This is a genomic window from Sodalis ligni (assembly GCF_016865525.2).
In the GTDB taxonomy this organism is placed as follows: Bacteria; Pseudomonadota; Gammaproteobacteria; order Enterobacterales; family Enterobacteriaceae; genus Acerihabitans; species Acerihabitans ligni.
This window is the reverse complement of record NZ_CP075169.1, coordinates 2,685,624-2,703,894: the sequence shown is the minus strand read 5'-3', so window position 1 is coordinate 2,703,894 and position 18,271 is coordinate 2,685,624. Positions and strand designations below refer to the sequence as shown.

Below are 18,271 nucleotides of genomic sequence, written 5' to 3'. Positions count from 1 at the left end.
GTAAACCGGCGTGCTTGGCCCCATCATGATTGAAGGAGAACCGGTATGTCCGAACATAACGCGAGATCGAGGAACAAACGGCATGCTTGAATATATTCCTGGGTTTGAGCAAAATCCGCAGCCGCTGCTGGAGCGCCTGTTCAGCCGCATTGCCGCGGGTGAAATGCGCACCCTGCCGTTTTATCGCCCGCAAATCCCTATCCGCGCCTGCGGGTTTCAACGGTATGAACGGCAATGGATCGGCGCCCTGCTGACACCCTGGATGCTGAGCCTCCTGGTGCTCCCCGGGCCAGGACAGCTATGGCCCCGCCGTCCGGAGGGCTCGCGTCTGGCATTGGCCCTGCCCTGCGGCAATATCACCTTTACCCTGGGAGAAATCGACGGTCAACCGCTGGGCGACATCGACGGTAGTTCGCTGAGCGAAAGCGACGGTGATTCGCTGGGCGACATCAACGGTAGTTCGCTGAGCGAAAGCGACGGTGATTCGCTGGGCGAAAGCGACGGTGATTCGCTGGGCGACATCAACGGTAGTTCGCTGGGCGAAAGCGACGGTGATTCGCTGGGCGACATCAACGGTAGTTCGCTGGGCGAAAGCGACGGTGATTCGCTGGGCGAAAGCGACGGTGGCGGTCAATATCTCAGCTGTTCGCTGATGTCTCCGCTGCCGGCGGCTCTGGCCGCCGAACCGGCCGTCATGCTGGCACAGCAGTGCGTGCGCATGGTGCTGGCGCTGCCGGTAAAGAATGCCGACGTCCCGGCCGATGCGCGCCTGCGCGGCTTATTCACCCACGTTTTGGGACAGCGCAATGCATGAGATATCTCTTTGCCTGAGCGCGCTGGAGCTGATTGAAGATCAAGCACGGCGTCATGGCGGCAACCGGATAACCGGCGTATGGCTGGAAATCGGCGCCCTTTCCTGTATTGAAGAAGAGGCATTGCGTTTTTGCTTTGACTCCGCCTGCCGCCATAGCCAGGCGGAAGGTTGCCGGCTGCACGTGAGCTATGCCCCGGCACAAGCCTGGTGTTGGCAGTGCGGCACGCGGGTATCCGTCCAAGGTTATGACAGCGGTTGCCCCCAGTGCGGCAGCCATGCCCTGCGGGTGGAAAGCGGCGACCAACTGCAGGTTAAACAAATCGAAATAGACTAACACCCAATGCCGATCGTACCTGAGTTAACGCATAAACCGGGCGCATCTCAATCGCCCCCACGTTGAACATGTTGACCGTCTTAGCCAAGACCCCGGCTCAGTGACCGGCAGGTAAATCAGAATCCGCCAGGTCAGCAAGATCTTGCCTGCTAAAACCAGTAACGCGCTCAATCGTAACGCGATCCATACCTAAAGCCAGCATGTTAAGAGCAATTTTTCTTGCCTGTTCGTTACGTCCTTCAATACGACCTTCAGTACGTCCTTCAATGCGACCTTCATTATGTCCTAATCGTAGCCCTTGTTGCAGTCCAATCTCGCGTCCAATCTGTTTTAGTTGTTCTGCAACAGTCATCATTTCTTCCCTGTAACGTGGTGTATTTTCGATAAGAATACGTATAAAGGCATTCAAGTCAAGGGGATCTGCCTCTTTCGCCAGATAGTTAAGCAGCGATTTAACCTGATCTTTACTGGGCTGCGCCAGCTTGATCAAAAAGACGATATCCACATATCGGGTGTTGATATCCCTTGCCCGGATATGCTTTTGCACATACTCCAGCAAGGCAACCTTCCGATGGGTTTTGATTTCATCGTCAGGAATCACCGTGACATCCACCAGGGGAAATGCCTCAACGTACAGCGCCTGCGCCAATGCCGGATTGTGGAAACAGTCCAGCCAGCGAAGGCTGTGCGGATAGGGGCTTTGGCGTCCGTGATAAAACAGCAAGGGTATGACCAACGGCAGTTTTTTGTGGCCCTGCTCAAGATGGCGGTGCATGGCCGCTATGCTGTAGCGCAGCAGGCGAAATGCCATCATCTCGTCCGCGCTGGACTGATGCTCGATGAGGCAGTAGACATATCCTACTCCTTCCGAGGTCTGCAACATGTAAAGCATATCCGAGTACTGGGCGCGCATGTCATCCTCGACAAAGGAGCCGGAGGTGACCGCCAGCGTGCCGAGGTCGCACATTTCCCGCAGCGCCGACGGCAAATGTATTTGCAGAAAATCCTCGACGACGCTGGCATCGCTGAAAAATTTTCTGAATAAAGAATCATGAGGTGTGGGGAACGTGTTCATCAACGCAATGTAGCGCCGCCCCTATATACCGAATATAAATACCGTTCGTACCATGGCGGGCACGTAAAAAAATTTCGGGGAGTTTCGCAATCTAATGCAACGCGGCTGCTCTTTATCTAATTATCAGCGACATTGATCTAAGTAGATAAGATAAATGCTTCTGGATTAATGAGGGTAGTAGGCAATATCAATGGTGTGACATAATGCGTGGCAGCTAATCAGGTCAGCATACGGTTGCTTTTCTCCGATCCCTCCCACGGCAACAACGCTTCTTTGGCCGATGGCGGATTATTTAGAAACGGTCCAGGACTTACCGGAAACAGGCTTATGAGCTCATCTGCCATCATCGCCGAGGATTCAGCGGTTTTGCGCCGATATCGGCGGTTCCTTTATCAAATTCGGCGTCTCCCGCCGCGTCGGCGACGTCGAGGAAACCACAAAAGTACCCACCCCACCGCATCATGGGCCGATGTGGTCACGACCATGCAATCCCTGATAACACACTATGGCGCGGGTTTACCGCCGCACACCCCGCTGGCGCTGTCCACCGCCGGATTGATTTCATCGCAAACCGGCGAACTGCTGTCGGTAAACATCCCGGCATTTACCGGCCGGCCACTGGCGGCGGCACTCAGCGCGGCCTTAAACCGTCCGGTCAGCGCCGCCAACGATGCGGACTGTTTTGTCCTGGCCGAAGCCCATGCCGGTGAAGCACAAGGTTGTACGGTAGTGGCGGGGATAATCCTCGGCACCGGCGTCGGCGGCGGACTGGTGATTAACGGCCAACTGGTGCGCGGCCACGGCGGCGTCACCGGTGAATGGGGCCACGGCGCCATTACCCGCACTGAGCTGGCGCTTAACGGAAAAACCTATCCCATTCCCCGTCTGTCTTGCCCCTGCGGACAAATCGGCTGTCTCGACACCCTCGGCGGCGCCCGCGGCATGGAGCGGCTGCACCGCCATTTCCACCAGCGGGACCGCTCCAGCATGGAGATCGTCGATGGCTGGCTTAATCAACAGCCGGACAGCACGCTGACGGTGAACGCCTGGCTTCAGTTGGTGGCCGAACCGCTGGCGCTGCTGGTGAATATTCTCGGACCGTCGAAAATCGTCGCCGGCGGCGGCCTGGCCTCCTCCGCACCGCTGATTGCCGCACTGGACAAACAGGCACGCGCTGGGGTACTGCATCGTTACGACCGGCCCCTGGTGACGCCCGGCAAATTCCTCACCCAGGGCGGACTGGTTGGCGCATCGGTACTGGCCAGGATGGTGTAGGCCCACACGCGGGCGCGGGAGACCCGCAACCACTGAAGCGTGCAACTGTTCGTGTAAAAGGGAGACCGCGCCAATAAGGTCGAAGCGGGCGTGGTTTTCCCGCCCGCCGGAGCGCCTCATGGCACGGTAGGCCCGCGATCACCGGACGTGCAGCGAGCGTGTTAAAGGGAAACCGCGCCTCTGGTAATCAGCGTCGATTATGCCGGAATCGACAATCTTGATGATGAATACTCACAAGCATGGCGGGGTCAATCATGGGAAAGTCGTTCAACAGACCGGAAATCGAGGACTTTCATGGCACAGCTCTCATTAGACGACGCACGCGCCCTGGCGCACACTATCTTGCGCCATCATGGCTTCAGTGAAGACCACGCGGACGCCATCGCCGACACCATGGCGGCCGGCCAACGGGACGAATGCGCTTCCCATGGCTTATACCGCCTGCTGGGCTGCATCGCCACGCTCAAGGCCGGCAAAGCGGTGGCGGACGCACAGCCGGAAACCCACGACATCGCCCCCGCGCTGCTGAAGGTGGATGCCAAAGGCGGCTTCTCCCCGCTGGCTTTTCGCCGCGGCCTGTCTCCGGCGCTGGAAAAAGCCCGGCAAAACGGCTTAGCGGCCTTTGCCATCAATCACTGCGTACATTTTTCCGCCCTCTGGGTGGAAATCGAGGAAATCACCGCCGCCGGCATGGTGGCGCTGGCCTGCACCCCCAGCCACGCCTGGGTGGCGCCGGCGGGCGGCAGCAAACCCCTGTTCGGCACCAACCCTTTCGCTTTCGGCTGGCCCCGAACCGGACAGTTGCCGTTCGTGTTCGATTTCGCCACCAGCGCCATCGCCCGGGGTGAAATCGAGCTGCACCGTCGGGAAGGAAAACCGGTTCCCCCCGGCTGGGGCATTGACGATAAGGGCCAACCCACCACCGATGCCGCCGCCATCCTGGCCGGCGCCATGCTAACCTTCGGCGGCCATAAAGGATCGGCGCTGTCCGCCATGATCGAACTGATTGCCGGCCCCCTGATCGGCGATTTCACCAGCGCCGAATCCCGTGCCTGGGACAATGGCGCCGGCGCGCTGCCCTATCACGGCGAGCTGATTATCATCCTCGACCCCAGGCGTTTTCTCGGCGCCCAGGCAGAGGAACACCTGGCCCGCGCCGAACCGCTGTTCGCCGCCATGGCGCAAAACGGCCGCCTGCCTTCTCAGCGGCGCTATGAAGCCCGGCAGCGCAGTCTGGCACAAGGAATCACCCTGCCGGATGCGCTTTATCGGGATTTGCTGGCGCTGCTGGACTAAAAGAAGGCCCCGGCGTTATCCCGCAACTGCAACAGTGGCGCCGGGGTCATGTGAATCCGCAGCCAATCACGACAGAGAGACCCGGTGGGCCCGAGCAGAGTATCACGCCGCGGCGCGTTTTAAAGGGCCCGGACAGAGTTGCCCAGACCCGGCCCGGACGGTTTGCTTATAAACCGACATCCGGCAACTGCGGGCGATGGGCCAGAGCGTGCTGCATGATTTTTTCGATATATCGCTGCTCCTCATCCTGCAACGCCAACCGCGGCGGGCGGGTCAGGGCCGAACCCCGCTGCATGATGGCTTCGCACAGCTTGATGCACTGCACCAAATCAGGCCGGGCATCCAAATGCAGCAGCGGCATAAACCACTCATATAACGGTATCGCTTCGGCAAAGCGCCCGGCTTTCGCCAGCCGGAACAGGGTTTCACCCTCTTTCGGGAACGCATTGGACATCCCCGATACCCAGCCCACCGCCCCGACGGCGATGCTCTCCAGCACGACATCGTCCAGCCCGGCGAATAGGATAAACCGATCCCCCACCTCATTGCGCACGTCGATAAAACGGCGGGTATCGCCGGAGGAATCTTTAAAACAAACGATGTTGTCGCAATCCGCCAGGGAAATCAGAATATCCGGCGTCACGTCGTTTTTATACACCGGCGGATTGTTATACACCATCACCGGCAAATCAATACCGCTGGCCACGGTGCGGTAATGGGCCGCGGTTTCAAAGGGCTTGGACGAGTAAACCAGCGCCGGCATCAGCATAATGCCGTCCGCGCCGATACGCTGCACCTCTTTGGCCATCGTCAGGGCGTTGGCGCTGGTAAACTCGGCGATGCCGGAAATCACCGGTACCCGTCCCTTGGCGGCGTCTTTGGCCATTTCCACGATGCTGACCTTCTCCGCCATGCTCAGCGACGTGTTCTCACCCACCGTGCCGCAAATCACCAGGCCGGACACCCCGTCTCGGATAAGCCCATTGATCACCTGATGGGTGGCCTCCAGATTCACGGAAAAATCTTCGTTGAATTGGGTGGTAACGGCAGGGAATACCCCACTCCAGCTAACCTGTTGCGCCATGCTATATCACCTCTCAATCAAATGGTATTTCGTATACTATACCCTTTATCTTTCGAGCCGCAGCGGTGTTGGCTGCGACTCGAAATCTATCGGGTATAAATGTTAAACACTCAACGGATAGCATCCGCTGTGTCCTTTAAGAATTCGTGATTCCCACCGGCCAGGTGTCGGACAGGCGATAGCCCTGCGGCCAGGGGTCAGCCGGATCCAACAGCAGTTGGTGGGTGCCGGTAATCCACGCCCGGCCGGCAATGCGTGGCAGAATGGCCACTCTGCCGGCCACGTCGGTCAGGCCGTCAATGCGGCAGTGAAACGTGGAACCGATAATGGAATGGCTGACAAACGGCTCATTCACCTGCAGCATGCCCTTGGCGTGCAGGACCGCCATGCGCGCCGAGCAGCCGGTGCCGCAGGGGGAGCGGTCGATTTTACCCGGACGAATCACCACCGCGTTGGTGGCGCTCAGCCCCTGTTGATCGCGCTTAACCGCCGAGGCTAACTGGCAAAAGGAGATATGATCCCAGTCCGGATTAAGCGGATGGACAAACCCCAGCTGTTCATTAGCGGCACGGGTAATCTTTATGCCAGTGGCCACCAGATCGGCGGCTTCATCGGCGGTCAGGGCGAATCCCAGCTTTTGGGCGTCGACAATCACAAAGCTGTCGCCGCCGTAAGCGGTATCCACCTGCAAGGTGCCGATGCCGGGAACCTCCAGCGCGGCATCCAGTTTGTCCGCAAAAGAAGGCACGTTGCGCACCTCTACCGATTCGGTCTTGCCGTTGCGGCAGTGTGCCAGCACCTCGATTAAACCGCCGGGTGCTTCCAGCACCAGCCGGGTTTCCGGTTCATGCATCTCCAGGATGCCGCTGTCGAGCAATACGGTGGCGACACACAGGGAATTCGATCCGGACATGGGCGGCGTATCCGCCGGTTCCATAATAATCCAGGCCATCTGCGCCCTGGGATCTTTCGGCGGCACCAGCAGGTTGACATGGCGGAAGACCCCGCCGCGCGGCTCGTTCAGGACGAAATTGCGCAGGGTTTCGTCACGGGCTATCCAGCGGGACTGCTGCCAAAGGGTCTCCCCCGGCGGCGGCGCCACGCCGCCGACGATCACATCCCCCACTTCCCCTTCCGCATGACAGCTGACGACATGAATGATTTTGGCTGAACGCATAGACTCCCCTATCTCACCGATTTTAGAAATTCCGCCGTTTCAGGACGCTGAGGCTGGCCTATAACCTGATCCGGCGTGCCGATTTCATGGACCCGTCCGTAATGGAAAAACGCCACCCGGTCGGAGACGTCGCGGGCGAAGCGAATTTCATGGGTTACCAGGATCATGGTCATGCCTTCTTCCGCCAGAAGCCGCATGGTATCCAGGACTTCCCCCACCAGTTGGGGATCGAGAGCGGATGTGGCCTCGTCGAACAGCATATAATCCGGCGACATCGCCAGCGCCCGGGCAATAGCCATGCGCTGCTGCTGTCCGCCGGAAAGGCGGCTGGGATAAACCGACAGCTTGTTCGCCAGGCCGACGTGCGTCAGTTGGCGCACCGCCATCTCTTCCGCTTCCTGTTTGCTTTTTCCCAGCACCTTTCGCGGCGCCAGCATAACGTTCTCCAGCACCGTCAAGTGGGGAAAGGCGTTCCACTGCTGAAATACGATACCTATCTTGCAGCGGAGCTTGTTCAAATCGGTGCGGCGGTCGTGAACCTCAACGCCGTCCACCAGTATCCGGCCTTTTTGAATGGGTTCGAGACCGTTAATGCACATCAGCAGGGTGGATTTTCCCGAGCCGGAACCGCCGATAATCGACAGCACTTCGCCTTTGTTCACCGTCAGGTCAACACCCTTCACCACTTCAAGGTTGCCGTAGGACTTGTGCAATTCTTTTATTTCAATCATTTTCCTGCCACCTCTTTTCCAGCCGGACGCCGATACGCGCGATAACCAGGCTCATCAGGTAATACATGGCCCCGGCGATGCACAGCACCAGCAGCGGTTCCTGAATGCGGGTAATAATGTTTTGCGAGGCCCGCAGCAATTCGATGATGCCGATCCACATCACCAGCGCAGTGTCCTTCATCACGGATAACGACAGGCTCAGCCAGCTGGGAAAAGCCACCCGCAGCGCCAGCGGCAGCACGATATGGCGCAGGGACTGGCCCCGGCTCATACCCAGGGAGCGCCCGGCCCGTTGCAGATTATCCGGTACCGATAACACGCTGCCGCGGACGATTTCCCCGCAAAAGGAGGCTGTATAGATGCCCAGCACCACGCAGGCGACGGCAAAGGCGCTCCAGTTAAGGCCGATAATGCTTTTGAAGGCGTTGAACAGCACGAACTGGATCAGTAGCGGCACGCTGCGGAAAATATCCATAAACCAGGCCAACGGGATGGAGAGCCGGGGCAGCAGGGTATAGAGAATGCCGATAACCACGCCGACCACGGTGCCCGCCAGCATGGCGCACAGCGTCAGTTCCAGGGTTACCCCCGCCCCTTGCAGCAGGTAGAGCAAATCGGTACCGGTAAGGCTGGTGCTAAACATAATGTTGCCCTCAGTAACGGAACAGTCTCCAGGCCATCAGCCGGCCCACCAGCATCACGGCTTTGGCAATCAGGTAGTAGAGCGCGGCGGCAATGGCGAAAAACTCAAACGTCCGGTAGGTCTTGACGTTCCAGGCCTGGGTTACGCCGGTGAGATCGTTGTCCAGCCCCACCACTACCCCCAGGGAAGTCATCAGCACCGCCCACACCATCTGGTTGGTCATCGGGTAGAACACCACCCGCAATAACTGCGGCATCACAATCAGCCGCCAGGCCTGGAAAGACGTCATGCCGAGGGAACGCGCGGCCCGCATCTGGGTTTCCGGTACCGCCCGCAGGCCGCCGCGAAAGTTTTCCGCCAGATAACCGGCGTTGTTGAACGTAATACCCAGCAGCAGCGCAATCCAGGAACTCACATAAAAACCAAAGGCGCCGAGGCCGAAGTACAGAATGTAAACCTGGAACAGCGCGGGGGTATTGCGGGCCAGCGACACCCAGGCCTCGGCAAACATCCGCAGAATACGCCAGGGACCGACGCGCATCATGGTCAGCAGCAGGGCGATGATCACCCCCAGCACCATGGACAGCACGGCGGTGTAAAAGGTGATCCAACTGCCCGCCAGCATCTCCGGCAAGGCGCGGAACGCGGCATTCCAGTGAAAACTGTAATTAAGCATCCGTTTGCGAGCCTCCCGTTGTACCCGTGATCGTTGTACCCGTGATCGCGCCATCGGTTGAAACCTTGGCCGTACCGTTGGCTGCGCCGTGGACCCTGTCGTCGGCCCTGTGGCCCAAAGCGTCGGCGGGCGGCATCAGCCAGCGGGGCGGCGAAATTTCGGCGTAGCCTTGGCGGGCCGCCGCGATACAGTCCGCCAGCGAGGCAAAATGAACGCGGCAATCCACCAGCCCCGGGGCGTAGTGGGCATATTTGCCGGAGTTGGTCATTAACGTGTCGGCATGCGCCGGCACCACCGGACGGCGCAGCATGCACCAGCAGGTATCGTTGATGCATCGGGCGCCGAAGGCCTCAAGGGTCGCCACATAGCCGGCCTGTTCGGCCTGGCGATGCACCTCCCGGCCGCTGGTGAGCACCAGCGCCACATCCGGGTGCCGTTCCCCGTCCCGGCACAGCTGCGCCAGCCGGGCATATTCCGTCAGGGACAGATGGGGATTGCCCAAGGCCACCAGCTGTACCCCACTATCAATAGCGGTATTGAGCGCCTGCCAGGCCGACAACAGGTCCGCCATGGTCAAGCGGTAATGCCGCAGGGGGGGCCGGCCGCCAAGCGCGTCCGCCGGAACGGTTGCTTCGGGTGTAACGCCGGCGATGTGAAACATCGGCGCCGCCGAGGTGGTGGCGAAGGCGGCGCTGAAGGCTTTCAAATCATCCCGGCTCATCCCGCTGTGTTCCAGGCCGCAGATCACCGGGATATGGTTGGGGGACAGCTCCCCTGCCATATGCCCCAGCAGCGGATAGAGGGAATCGTCCGCCTCCGCGGGCAGCGGAACGTCGATTTGCACCTCGGCGCGGCGCGACGCGTCAAGATGCGGACCCCAGAGAGGCGCCCGGCCGGTAAGGGCGATGCACAAATCGAGAAAATCAGGGTATTTCTGGGTTCGCGCCGCCAGCACGCTGTTGGCAAAGGCCACGGCGTTGGACTCTGACCAGGCGATATGTTCGCCGGCCCTTGGCGCGCTGGAGAGCAGATAGGGGGCGCAGGTAAAGCTGCCCGTCGCCCCCAATTGCAGATAGGCTTGCGCCAGTTGGCTTGCCGGCTCCCCTTCCGCAGGATCGATGTCCAGCTCCCGCCAGCGGCGGCAATCCACCGACACCGCGTTAAGGGTGGTGGGCACCCGCACTCTGGCGCCCCAGTCCAGCCATTGCCGGGCAAAGGCCAGGCTGGCGCTGCCGGTATAGATACAGCCGTCGATATGCACCTGGCTCACGGAAATCAGTCCCGCCGCCTGCTGCAGCCGCGCCATATACACCACGATTTCCATAGCCTGCCGCACCGATTCGCCCTGGTCTCCCGCCAGCATGGCGCAATCTTCGCCGCTTAAGACGAACAGTCCGGTCTCGGGCCGGGTCAGCGGAACATCCAGGCAACACAGCCCGTCCTGGCAGAAGGCCCGCAGCCGGTCATCGCCGATGTCCACCCGCAGGCACTCCGCTAGTTTCCCGAAGGTGTCCTGATCAAGGGCGATAACCGGCAGGTCGCGGGCAAACAGCTGGCGCGCCACCAGTACCCCCAGCGCCAGGATATCATCCGCTTGCGACAGCAGCAGCGCCGCCGGCCCGTGGCCGTTGAGGATAAGCTCCAGCAGCACGCTGCTGCCGGTGCAGGACCCGCGTCCGCTGGGTATCGCCAGCGCTTTGCCCGCCAGGGAGCGGCCGTGGAGCGGATGATGATGATCGATGATGTCGCCGCTGGCGCCGTCAACGCCGCCCCAGAAGCTCAGGCCGGTATGGCTGAATAACACTTCGCCCCGGGCGCTGCCGGTAATCAGAAAGCGCCCCCGTGCCGTCATCGTTGTTATCATGCCTGCCTCGCGGATCAGTAATAGACGCCGGGAACGGTCAGATTAGGCGCTGTGCCGCCCACCCATTTGGCATACAGTTCCTGATAGCGGCCGGAGCGCACCTGATGGTTAACGAACAGGTTGAGGTAATGCAGCAGGCCCAGTTCATTGCGGGCCACGCCCAGGAGACGTAATCAATGACATAGGGGCATTGCCCACCACTTTCAGCCCTTTGTATTTGCCGGTTTTGATAGACGCGGCGGCCACGGTAAGGTGACCACCGTACCGTCGATATGCCCCTGGCTCAGCGCCAGAATGGTGTCGTTCTCGGTCTGGTAGGCTCTAAAGCTGCCGCCGCCCCATTTTTTCACATCCGCTTCCAGCGCCAGTCCCTCAAAGGTGCCGGCGGTATTGCCCACCGGATGCCCTTTCATATCGTTATAGGTATTGATGCCGGTGCCGTCGCGGGTCAGCACCACCTGCTGGAAGGCGAAATAGGGAATGCTCATGGCGATGGTTTTGGCGCGCTCCAGCGTATCGGATGTGGACGCGACGATAACGTCGGCCCAATTGGACATCAGCGCCGGGATACGATCGGGGAACGGCGTTTCAACTACTTCGGCGGTAACGCCCAGTGTTTTCGCCAAATCGTTACAGTAGTCCACATCAAAGCCCACCGGATTATTACCGGCGTCCCGGGATCCCATGGGCGGGAAATCCAGGGTAACGGCGCAGCGCAGCTTACCGGAGTTGATGATGTCATCGAGTTTATCGGCCTGGGCCTGGGCAATGGTAAAGGCACAGATCAGGCTGGCAATGATTGCGGCGAGAGACTGACGTTTCATGGCTACCTCTTAACGGTTGGGAAGGAGTGGGAGAAAACGCGACTGCCATAATTTCGTATACGATATCTATTATGCAATCAGCATGCCGCGATAGCGGTCACAGTTAAAAAAAATGGTGATATCTATTAACCTATTGTTAATAATAAATTTATGGCGGATTGGAGAGGAACTGCGGCAGTCAATGGGACAGGATGGGAAAGGCGACATGCGCCATGCTGGCGCGCTTTAATGGTGCAAACCGGCGCCCTGAGGAACAATGGAAAGAGCATATGCGACCATCAAGACAACAAGAGTTTGGCCGGCTCCGCAGCAGGTCCATGCCGCTACCAGGCTTTAGCGGCTTAAGGCGCCGCGTCGTTTGAGCGGCTGCGCTGAGGTTTTACGCGTTTTAGGACCGGCGGTCATGGGGTTTGGGCAAATAGGTGAGCAGCGTCTGGCACACGCCGATGATGTGCTGTTCAATAAGCTGCGTCACCTGTTCCTCGTTTCCCTGCCCGCAGGCGGCGAGGATCGCCCGGTGTTCACGGTCGGCCCGCATCTTGCCGTCCGGGGACAGGCTCATCTGCATACGCAAAAAACGCTCAATCTTGTCATGGATGGAACGGATAAGGTTCACCAGAAACGGGCGCTGCGCCGCTTCATACAGACAGTAGTGAAAAGCCCAGTTCAGCTCCGCCCAGCGGCCCACGTCGTCGTCAGCGATAAACTGATCGCAGATGGCCTGCGCCCGGGCCAGATGATCGGCGGTGAGATTAGGCAGCGCCAGCCGTATGGCCTGGACTTCCAGCAGGATGCGCACTTCAAAGATTTGCGCCAGCTCCTGCTCGGAGATACGTACCACCATCGCGCCGCGGTGGCGGAAGAATTGCACCAGCCCTTCGGCTTCCAGCCGCTTCAGCGCTTCGCGCACCGGGATCTTGCTGACGTTGAACAGACGGGCGATATCATCCTGCCGGATCGGCTCATCGTCGGCGAAATGGCCGGCGATAATCGCCTCACGCAAATGTTTGGTGATCACCTCCGACGCCGAGGGCGCAGCACCCAGATTCGGTGGATTCAGCAAGGAAAGGGACATCATGACCTCAGTAAACGGAATAAGCGATATGGTATACGAAACGGTATCCTGACATGCTTCCGGGCCCGGAACAAGTCAAGGGATAAAAACTCCATGTTTCTGATTGACCCTGTATTCGTCTACTGTCGCAGTTCCGTGAAAAGGCCCCTTTAGGACCTATCGGTTATCGCCATGGCAAACCGATAACATGCTATTTAAATTCAAAGAAGCAGCGCATCACGTACGCGCTGCTTCAGCCCGATTGAAAATCATTGATGTGATGAATCATTTATAAGCGTGAGAAAAATTCGGGTTTGATATGGTTTACACGTATGCACACTTCTGGGATATAAGTATTTACATGATGACCAGAATAATTTGGACCTTCGCTGTTCTCTAAGTTTATATAATCTATTATAGGTATTTTGAATTAATGTAAGAACTATAAGTGCCATCGGCTCGATTCTCTTGTTCATAAACAAAAGCATTTTGTGGTTTTATCGCAATAACTATACCATCATTGAATATAGGCCTTTTTGACTCACTGGCCTAAAATAGATCAATCCAGGATCGTTCGATATTCCCTTACTGCATATCTCTTTCCTCAATTCATAACGTTTTTACCTCATCGGAAGCATTTTCTTGAGAGTACATGCCCTCCAATGATCTAATCCCTTCTTTGAGTATATTTTTCAAGCCACCAGATGCGGAATGCTGCAAAAGAACATAGTCTTTATTTAGAATAAGACCCTTAAGATTTCCTGGTGCTATCAGAGAGCTATTAGTCAATGCACATTGCAGGTAACTTTGGAAAGTTAAGTTATGCTCTTGCTCTAACTTAATCAGCTCTTGACTTGCTTGTTTGATATCATCAGAAGAAATCCCAACTTTTCCAAAAATCCAGGTGATAGCACCCCTTGCTTCCCAACATTGACAGCCAGCCATGAGTGTCACTGATTTTGCTGACAACATTATCTTGATTTAACCAAAGATTAACCACGTGATAGGATTCACCACAATAAAATCGTATGACATGATATTCCTTGTCATAAAACCGGTAATATCATCACCAAAATTTATTGAACCTTCGGAAGCTAATAATTTTTCGTAGACAGAGGGCATTGCTTCTTTTAAATGGACTGATATTTTAACCTCAAAAGGGTTCTTTATTAAAATTTTATGTAAACAAGGAGTTTCCGACGATAAATTTTTAAGCTTTTGAATGAATTGATTTTTCTATAGTAGATGAACGAGACAGCGGACTATTTTCCACAGAGAGCCCGTGTCCCCTGAAGTTACTCCTATTTCGTTCAGTCCACATTGATAAACCGAAGCTGGGTTTTTAAATGACATATCAATTAAATTCATTAAATAATTATTAATCGGCATAATAATTTTATCTCAATTAAAAATAACAATTCATATTTTGCATGAAAATTGGCCTGGTGACTTTCAAAAAAAGGTCATTTCTATTTAATGGTAACCATAAGTTAGCAAGAGGGCAATGCACATAAAAACAATGAGGATAGTTTAGCTAACCAAAACTCAACCGCCACTTTTGAAGATTTACGTCGAAAGTCATGACCACCGGGAATATCAATTTCCTTATCGATATCCGGTCAGGTCTCTTTTCCCTCCGCTCTCCACGCCTTGATAAGGGTGCTCAACCTGGCGGGCGCCAGCGGCACACGGGGCGTCGCCAGCGGCCAGTCCAGCAAAAAGCGCGTCGCGGCGCCGCACACTTTTCCCTGGCAGGCGCCCATGCCGCAACGGCTGTGGATTTTGGCCTGCCGCCAGTCCGCCGCGCCGGAAATCTGCTGCAGGGCGACATCTTCGCAGCGGCACACCAGGGTGTCCGGCCGCGGCAATTGCTTTAATCTTTTGTCCAGACGGAAGGCGCGCTCCATCGCATTGGCGAATCGCCGCCAGCGACGGCGCTCCCGCCATAGCCTGGCGGCTGCTTCCCGATTGCCGCTGGCGGCATAGCCGGCGATGCTTCCGGTCACCAGCGCCAGTTCGCTGCCGCCGACCCCAGCGCACTCGCCGGCGGCATAGATATCCGCCCGGCTGGTTTGCTGCCACTCATCTACCCGTATCGCCTGCCCGTCAATGGCACATCCCAGCACCAGAGCCGGTTCAATATTGGACAGCAGGCCGAAACCGCAAGCCAGCCGGTCGCACGCTACGATGATGCGCCGCCGTCCCTGGCGGACAATCACCCGTTCTACCTTGCCCTCGCCTTCCGCCGCCAGCACATGGCTGTTGAACCGATAATGAGGATCGGTCAGCGAAAAAGACTGCTGCAGCTTGTCCGGCCAGCGCCATAGGCTCAGAAAAAGCCGCGCCAGGCGCGACGCAGGCGCCTGCTCCGCCAGTAAAACCACCTGGCCGCCGGCTTTTTTGACCGCCTGCGCCGCCGCCAGCAGCAAAGGTCCGCTGCCTGCCAGGGCGATTCTTTGGTCTTTCACCGGCAGCCCGCTCTTGATAAAGGCTTGGAGCGCCCCCGCGCCGCTGACCCCCGCCAGGGTCCAGCCGGGGAACGGCAGCAGCAGTTCCCGCGCCCCGCTGCAAAGAATCAGCCGCTCATAGCGGATAATGCCGCTGGCGGTTTCCTGCTCATACAGCCACTTTTTGTCCCCCACCGTAGCGATAAGCTTGGCGCCGCAGAGCAAGGAGACGTTAGGCAGTTGCTCAAGCTGTCGCCGGTAATGCCGGGCCTCCTCCGGCAGGCTTACCGCCGGGCCATCGCGCCAGATTTGACCGCCGGGAGAGGGATTGTCATCCAGAATCATGATGCTTATGCCGCTTTTCGCCGCGGCGCAGGCCGCCGCCATGCCGGCCGGACCGGCCCCGACGATAAGCAGCTCACAGTTGAAATCCCGGTCAAGCCGATTGAAACCTCTCGACAGATATAAATCCAGATCAGGCATGGTCATTGAATCCTCTCGACAGGCGTAAATCCAGGTCAGGCATGGTTATTGAATCCTCTCGATATGCATGTTTTCCCGGCAAATCGTTTGGCACGCCGGGCGGCGCAGCCCGTTGATGGTCACCCGGCACTCCTGGCAGATACCCATGCCGCAAAACGGCGTTCGCCACTGCCCGGACACCGAGCGTCGGGTGGTCTGCTTATCGGTATAGGCCAGGGCGGCCGCCACGGTTATCCCGTCGGGCACGGTGAAAGCCTGCCCGTCCACCAAAATGGTTATCAGCAGCGTCACTGCGCCTCCTCTACCGGATGATGAGTGAAATCCGCAGAGAACAGCCGGGACGGCAGATAGGGCGTATCGTCGATTTCCGGACGCTGTCGGCGGATTTGCGCGGCGATAATGGCGGCGCTGCCCAGGGCGGTGGTCACCCCCAGCCCCTCATGTCCCAGCGCCAGCCACAGGCCGGGATAATCAGGGTGAGGACCCAGCAGCGGCAAGCCGTCGGCGGCGGCGGCGCGAAACCCGGTCCAGCAACGGATAATGTTCATTTCCGCCAGCGCCGGCATCCATGACCGCGCCCGCGCCAGCATGGCGGCCAGCACCTCGCCGTCCACGGCCGGATCGAGAGAGTCAAACTGGCGCGACGAACCGATAAACAGCTGTCCGGTAGGACGGGGCTGCAGATTGAACGCCACCGAGGTGCCGCTGGCGGCGTGGGCGCTGGCGCCGTAGCCCAGTTCCACCAGTTGATGCCGCACCATGGGGGTATAGCGATCGGTAATGGCCAAATGGCCTTTTTTAGCCCGCAGAAAACGGCTGCCCAGCAGCGCATCGGCGCCCAGGCCGTTGGCGACGACGATGGCCGGCGCCGTTAGACGCTCTCCGCTTGCCAATATCACCACGTCTCCCTCAATGGCCGCCGCTTCCCCCGCCAACCGGGTGATGCCCGGATGTGATGCCAGCCAGCGGCCGGCGGCCGGGCATACAAAATGCCATCCCCCGCCACCCGCAATCCCCCCGCCAGGCCGGAGCGCAGGGCGGGTTCCATTTGCGCCACCTGGGACGGAGTCAGCATTTCGCTGTGAACGCCGCAGTGCGACAGCCGCCGCTGTTTTTCCGCCGCCACGTCCATTTCTTCGTCGGTTTCCGCCAGCCACAGGGTGCCGCATCCCCGCCAGGCACAGTCATCCGGCAAGTCGGACACCAGTTCCCGCCACAGCCCAAGGCTGTAGCTGCTAAGCCGCAGTTCCGCCGGATTATCGTCAATGCACACCAGATGCCCCATGCCCGCCTGGGTGGCGCCGCTCCCCTGGTTATCCACCAGCAGTACGTCCATGCCGTCCGCCGCCAGGCGACGGGCGCAGGCGGCGCCGATAATGCCCGCGCCGATAACGATGGCATCGGCCTCCTGGCTTTGCCCCATCAGCCGATACCCCAGACAAAGGGGTCCCGGTTATCCAGCAGCAGGGTGTTGTCGCCGCAGACAAACGCCGAGCCGCGAATGGAGGGTATAATCTGATTCTCATCAAGACGCCGGTACGAAGCGGTAAACTCACTGCCGATAACGCTGGCCTGCCGCCATTGCTCGCCGGGCTGCAATTTGCCGTCCGCCGCCAGACAGGCCAGCTTGGCGCTGGTGCCGGTGCCGCAAGGGGAACGGTCATACGCCTTGCCCGGACAGAGCACGAAGCTGCGGCTGTCCGCATGGGCATCGTCGGAAAAAAGCTCGATATGATCGATAAGCCCGCCGTCATCGCCAGTAATATTATGCTGCTCCAGCGCCTGGCGCACCGCCCAGCCGTAAGCGGTCAGCGCCTCCAGATTGCCGGTATCCACCGCCAGCCCGTGTCCGCTTATCAGGAAAACCAGTTGCCGCCCCAGGCGATATCGCCGCAGACCCGGCCATAACCCGGTACTTCCAGCGCCACCTGCCGTCCGGCACGGCGGGCGGGCACATTCTCCACCGTCACGCTGCCGTCGTCGTGCAGGGTGGCCCGCACATCCCCACCGGCGTTTCAATCAGGTGCTCGCCCACGGAAATCCGTCCCAGATAGGCCAGCGAAGCCACCAGACCGATAGTGCCGTGGCCGCACATACCCAGGTAGCCGCTGTTATTGAAAAAGATCACGCCGGCGGCGGCCCGGGACGAACAGGGGGTACACAGCAGCGCCCCCACCAGCACATCGTTGCCGCGCGGCTCGAGAATAACGGCTTTTCGCCATGGGTCGAACTCCCCGGCCAGACGCGCTTTGCGTTCCGCCATGCTACCCTGACCTAGATCGGGAAATCCCTCGATGATAAGGCGGGTCGGTTCGCCGGCGGTATGGGAATCGATGGCGCGTGCCGCGGTATAACGAGAAGATAATGTCACAGCTGCCCCCGGTGGTTCTTGCGAGTGTTAAAGCAGAGTGGACCCATTGCCCCCGCCGGCGCTTGATGCCTTTCCACAGCACATATGGAGAAAACGGCATAGCCCCGCCGCTGGTTTATACAC

At 58.6% G+C, this 18,271-nt stretch carries 17 protein-coding genes and 3 pseudogenes; 5 read left to right on the top strand and 15 right to left on the bottom strand.

The genetic code is table 11. The annotated features are described in order from the left end of the window. Positions 1–82 precede the first annotated feature (82 nt). The 3 genes and pseudogenes from hybE to hypA all read left to right on the top strand — a co-directional run. A pseudogene (gene hybE, locus GTU79_RS12595) lies at positions 83–382 on the top strand ([NiFe]-hydrogenase assembly chaperone HybE); the annotation flags it as partial. Between the two features lie 270 nt (positions 383–652). After that, positions 653–814: a hypothetical protein gene (locus tag GTU79_RS12590; protein WP_203523079.1), complete on the top strand. Its 162-nt coding sequence runs from the start codon at positions 653–655 to the stop codon at positions 812–814. Then, entirely contained in the window at positions 807–1,148 is a 342-nt protein-coding gene (hypA, locus tag GTU79_RS12585; protein WP_203521672.1) for a hydrogenase maturation nickel metallochaperone HypA, read from the top strand. Before GTU79_RS12590 ends, hypA begins: the two co-directional genes overlap by 8 nt. A 97-nt stretch (positions 1,149–1,245) precedes the next feature. On the opposite strand, the gene GTU79_RS12580 is transcribed toward hypA, so the two are convergent. After that, the gene (locus GTU79_RS12580) at positions 1,246–2,223 is read right to left on the bottom strand and encodes an Rpn family recombination-promoting nuclease/putative transposase (RefSeq protein ID WP_420854178.1); all 978 of its coding nucleotides are present in this window, start codon (positions 2,221–2,223) and stop codon (positions 1,246–1,248) included. A 483-nt stretch (positions 2,224–2,706) separates the two neighbouring features. Between GTU79_RS12580 and GTU79_RS12575 the strand changes: the two genes are divergently transcribed. Together GTU79_RS12575 and GTU79_RS12570 are read left to right on the top strand one after the other, a co-directional pair. Beyond that, positions 2,707–3,498 carry an ROK family protein gene (locus GTU79_RS12575; protein ID WP_253073569.1) on the top strand — a complete coding sequence of 264 codons (792 nt, stop codon included), beginning with the start codon at positions 2,707–2,709 and terminating at the stop codon, positions 3,496–3,498. A gap of 294 nt (positions 3,499–3,792) precedes the next feature. After that, positions 3,793–4,794 carry an Ldh family oxidoreductase gene (locus GTU79_RS12570; RefSeq protein WP_203521674.1) on the top strand — a complete coding sequence of 334 codons (1,002 nt, stop codon included), beginning with the start codon at positions 3,793–3,795 and terminating at the stop codon, positions 4,792–4,794. A 166-nt stretch (positions 4,795–4,960) separates the two neighbouring features. On the opposite strand, the gene GTU79_RS12565 is transcribed toward GTU79_RS12570, so the two are convergent. From GTU79_RS12565 to GTU79_RS12500, 14 genes and pseudogenes are all read right to left on the bottom strand, one after another. Beyond that, positions 4,961–5,878, bottom strand: a complete 918-nt coding sequence (locus GTU79_RS12565; protein ID WP_132921871.1) for a dihydrodipicolinate synthase family protein — start codon at positions 5,876–5,878, stop codon at positions 4,961–4,963. A 136-nt stretch (positions 5,879–6,014) separates the two neighbouring features. Further along, on the bottom strand, positions 6,015–7,055 hold the full coding sequence (locus GTU79_RS12560) for a trans-3-hydroxy-L-proline dehydratase (protein ID WP_203521675.1): 1,041 nt from the start codon (positions 7,053–7,055) through the stop codon (positions 6,015–6,017). A gap of 8 nt (positions 7,056–7,063) precedes the next feature. Beyond that, positions 7,064–7,786: an amino acid ABC transporter ATP-binding protein gene (locus tag GTU79_RS12555; RefSeq protein WP_132921873.1), complete on the bottom strand. Its 723-nt coding sequence runs from the start codon at positions 7,784–7,786 to the stop codon at positions 7,064–7,066. Next, positions 7,779–8,429 carry an amino acid ABC transporter permease gene (locus tag GTU79_RS12550; protein ID WP_203521676.1) on the bottom strand — a complete coding sequence of 217 codons (651 nt, stop codon included), beginning with the start codon at positions 8,427–8,429 and terminating at the stop codon, positions 7,779–7,781. Before GTU79_RS12550 ends, GTU79_RS12555 begins: the two co-directional genes overlap by 8 nt. A 10-nt stretch (positions 8,430–8,439) precedes the next feature. Beyond that, a complete protein-coding gene (locus tag GTU79_RS12545; RefSeq protein ID WP_203521677.1) occupies positions 8,440–9,105 on the bottom strand; it encodes an amino acid ABC transporter permease in 666 nt (221 codons plus the stop codon). Next, positions 9,098–10,969, bottom strand: a complete 1,872-nt coding sequence (gene lhpI / locus GTU79_RS12540; RefSeq protein WP_203521678.1) for a cis-3-hydroxy-L-proline dehydratase — start codon at positions 10,967–10,969, stop codon at positions 9,098–9,100. The genes GTU79_RS12545 and lhpI overlap by 8 nt, the downstream gene beginning before the upstream one ends. A gap of 14 nt (positions 10,970–10,983) precedes the next feature. Then, positions 10,984–11,127, bottom strand: coding sequence for a hypothetical protein (locus tag GTU79_RS12535; RefSeq protein ID WP_214514001.1), 144 nt, complete (start codon positions 11,125–11,127; stop codon positions 10,984–10,986). 45 nt (positions 11,128–11,172) lie between these two features. After that, positions 11,173–11,793, bottom strand: coding sequence for a transporter substrate-binding domain-containing protein (locus GTU79_RS12530; RefSeq protein WP_214514000.1), 621 nt, complete (start codon positions 11,791–11,793; stop codon positions 11,173–11,175). A 388-nt stretch (positions 11,794–12,181) separates the two neighbouring features. After that, positions 12,182–12,871, bottom strand: a complete 690-nt coding sequence (locus GTU79_RS12525; RefSeq protein WP_253073568.1) for a GntR family transcriptional regulator — start codon at positions 12,869–12,871, stop codon at positions 12,182–12,184. Between the two features lie 585 nt (positions 12,872–13,456). Further along, positions 13,457–13,819: a hypothetical protein gene (locus GTU79_RS12520; protein ID WP_214513999.1), complete on the bottom strand. Its 363-nt coding sequence runs from the start codon at positions 13,817–13,819 to the stop codon at positions 13,457–13,459. Between the two features lie 647 nt (positions 13,820–14,466). Continuing rightward, positions 14,467–15,777, bottom strand: coding sequence for an NAD(P)/FAD-dependent oxidoreductase (locus GTU79_RS12515; RefSeq protein ID WP_214513998.1), 1,311 nt, complete (start codon positions 15,775–15,777; stop codon positions 14,467–14,469). Between the two features lie 45 nt (positions 15,778–15,822). Beyond that, a complete protein-coding gene (locus GTU79_RS12510; RefSeq protein WP_203521682.1) occupies positions 15,823–16,068 on the bottom strand; it encodes a (2Fe-2S)-binding protein in 246 nt (81 codons plus the stop codon). Further along, a pseudogene (locus tag GTU79_RS12505) lies at positions 16,065–17,200 on the bottom strand (NAD(P)/FAD-dependent oxidoreductase). The gene GTU79_RS12510 and the pseudogene GTU79_RS12505 overlap by 4 nt, the downstream one beginning before the upstream one ends. After that, a pseudogene (locus GTU79_RS12500) lies at positions 17,200–18,148 on the bottom strand (4-hydroxyproline epimerase). The pseudogenes GTU79_RS12505 and GTU79_RS12500 overlap by 1 nt, the downstream one beginning before the upstream one ends. Positions 18,149–18,271: the final 123 nt, after the last annotated feature.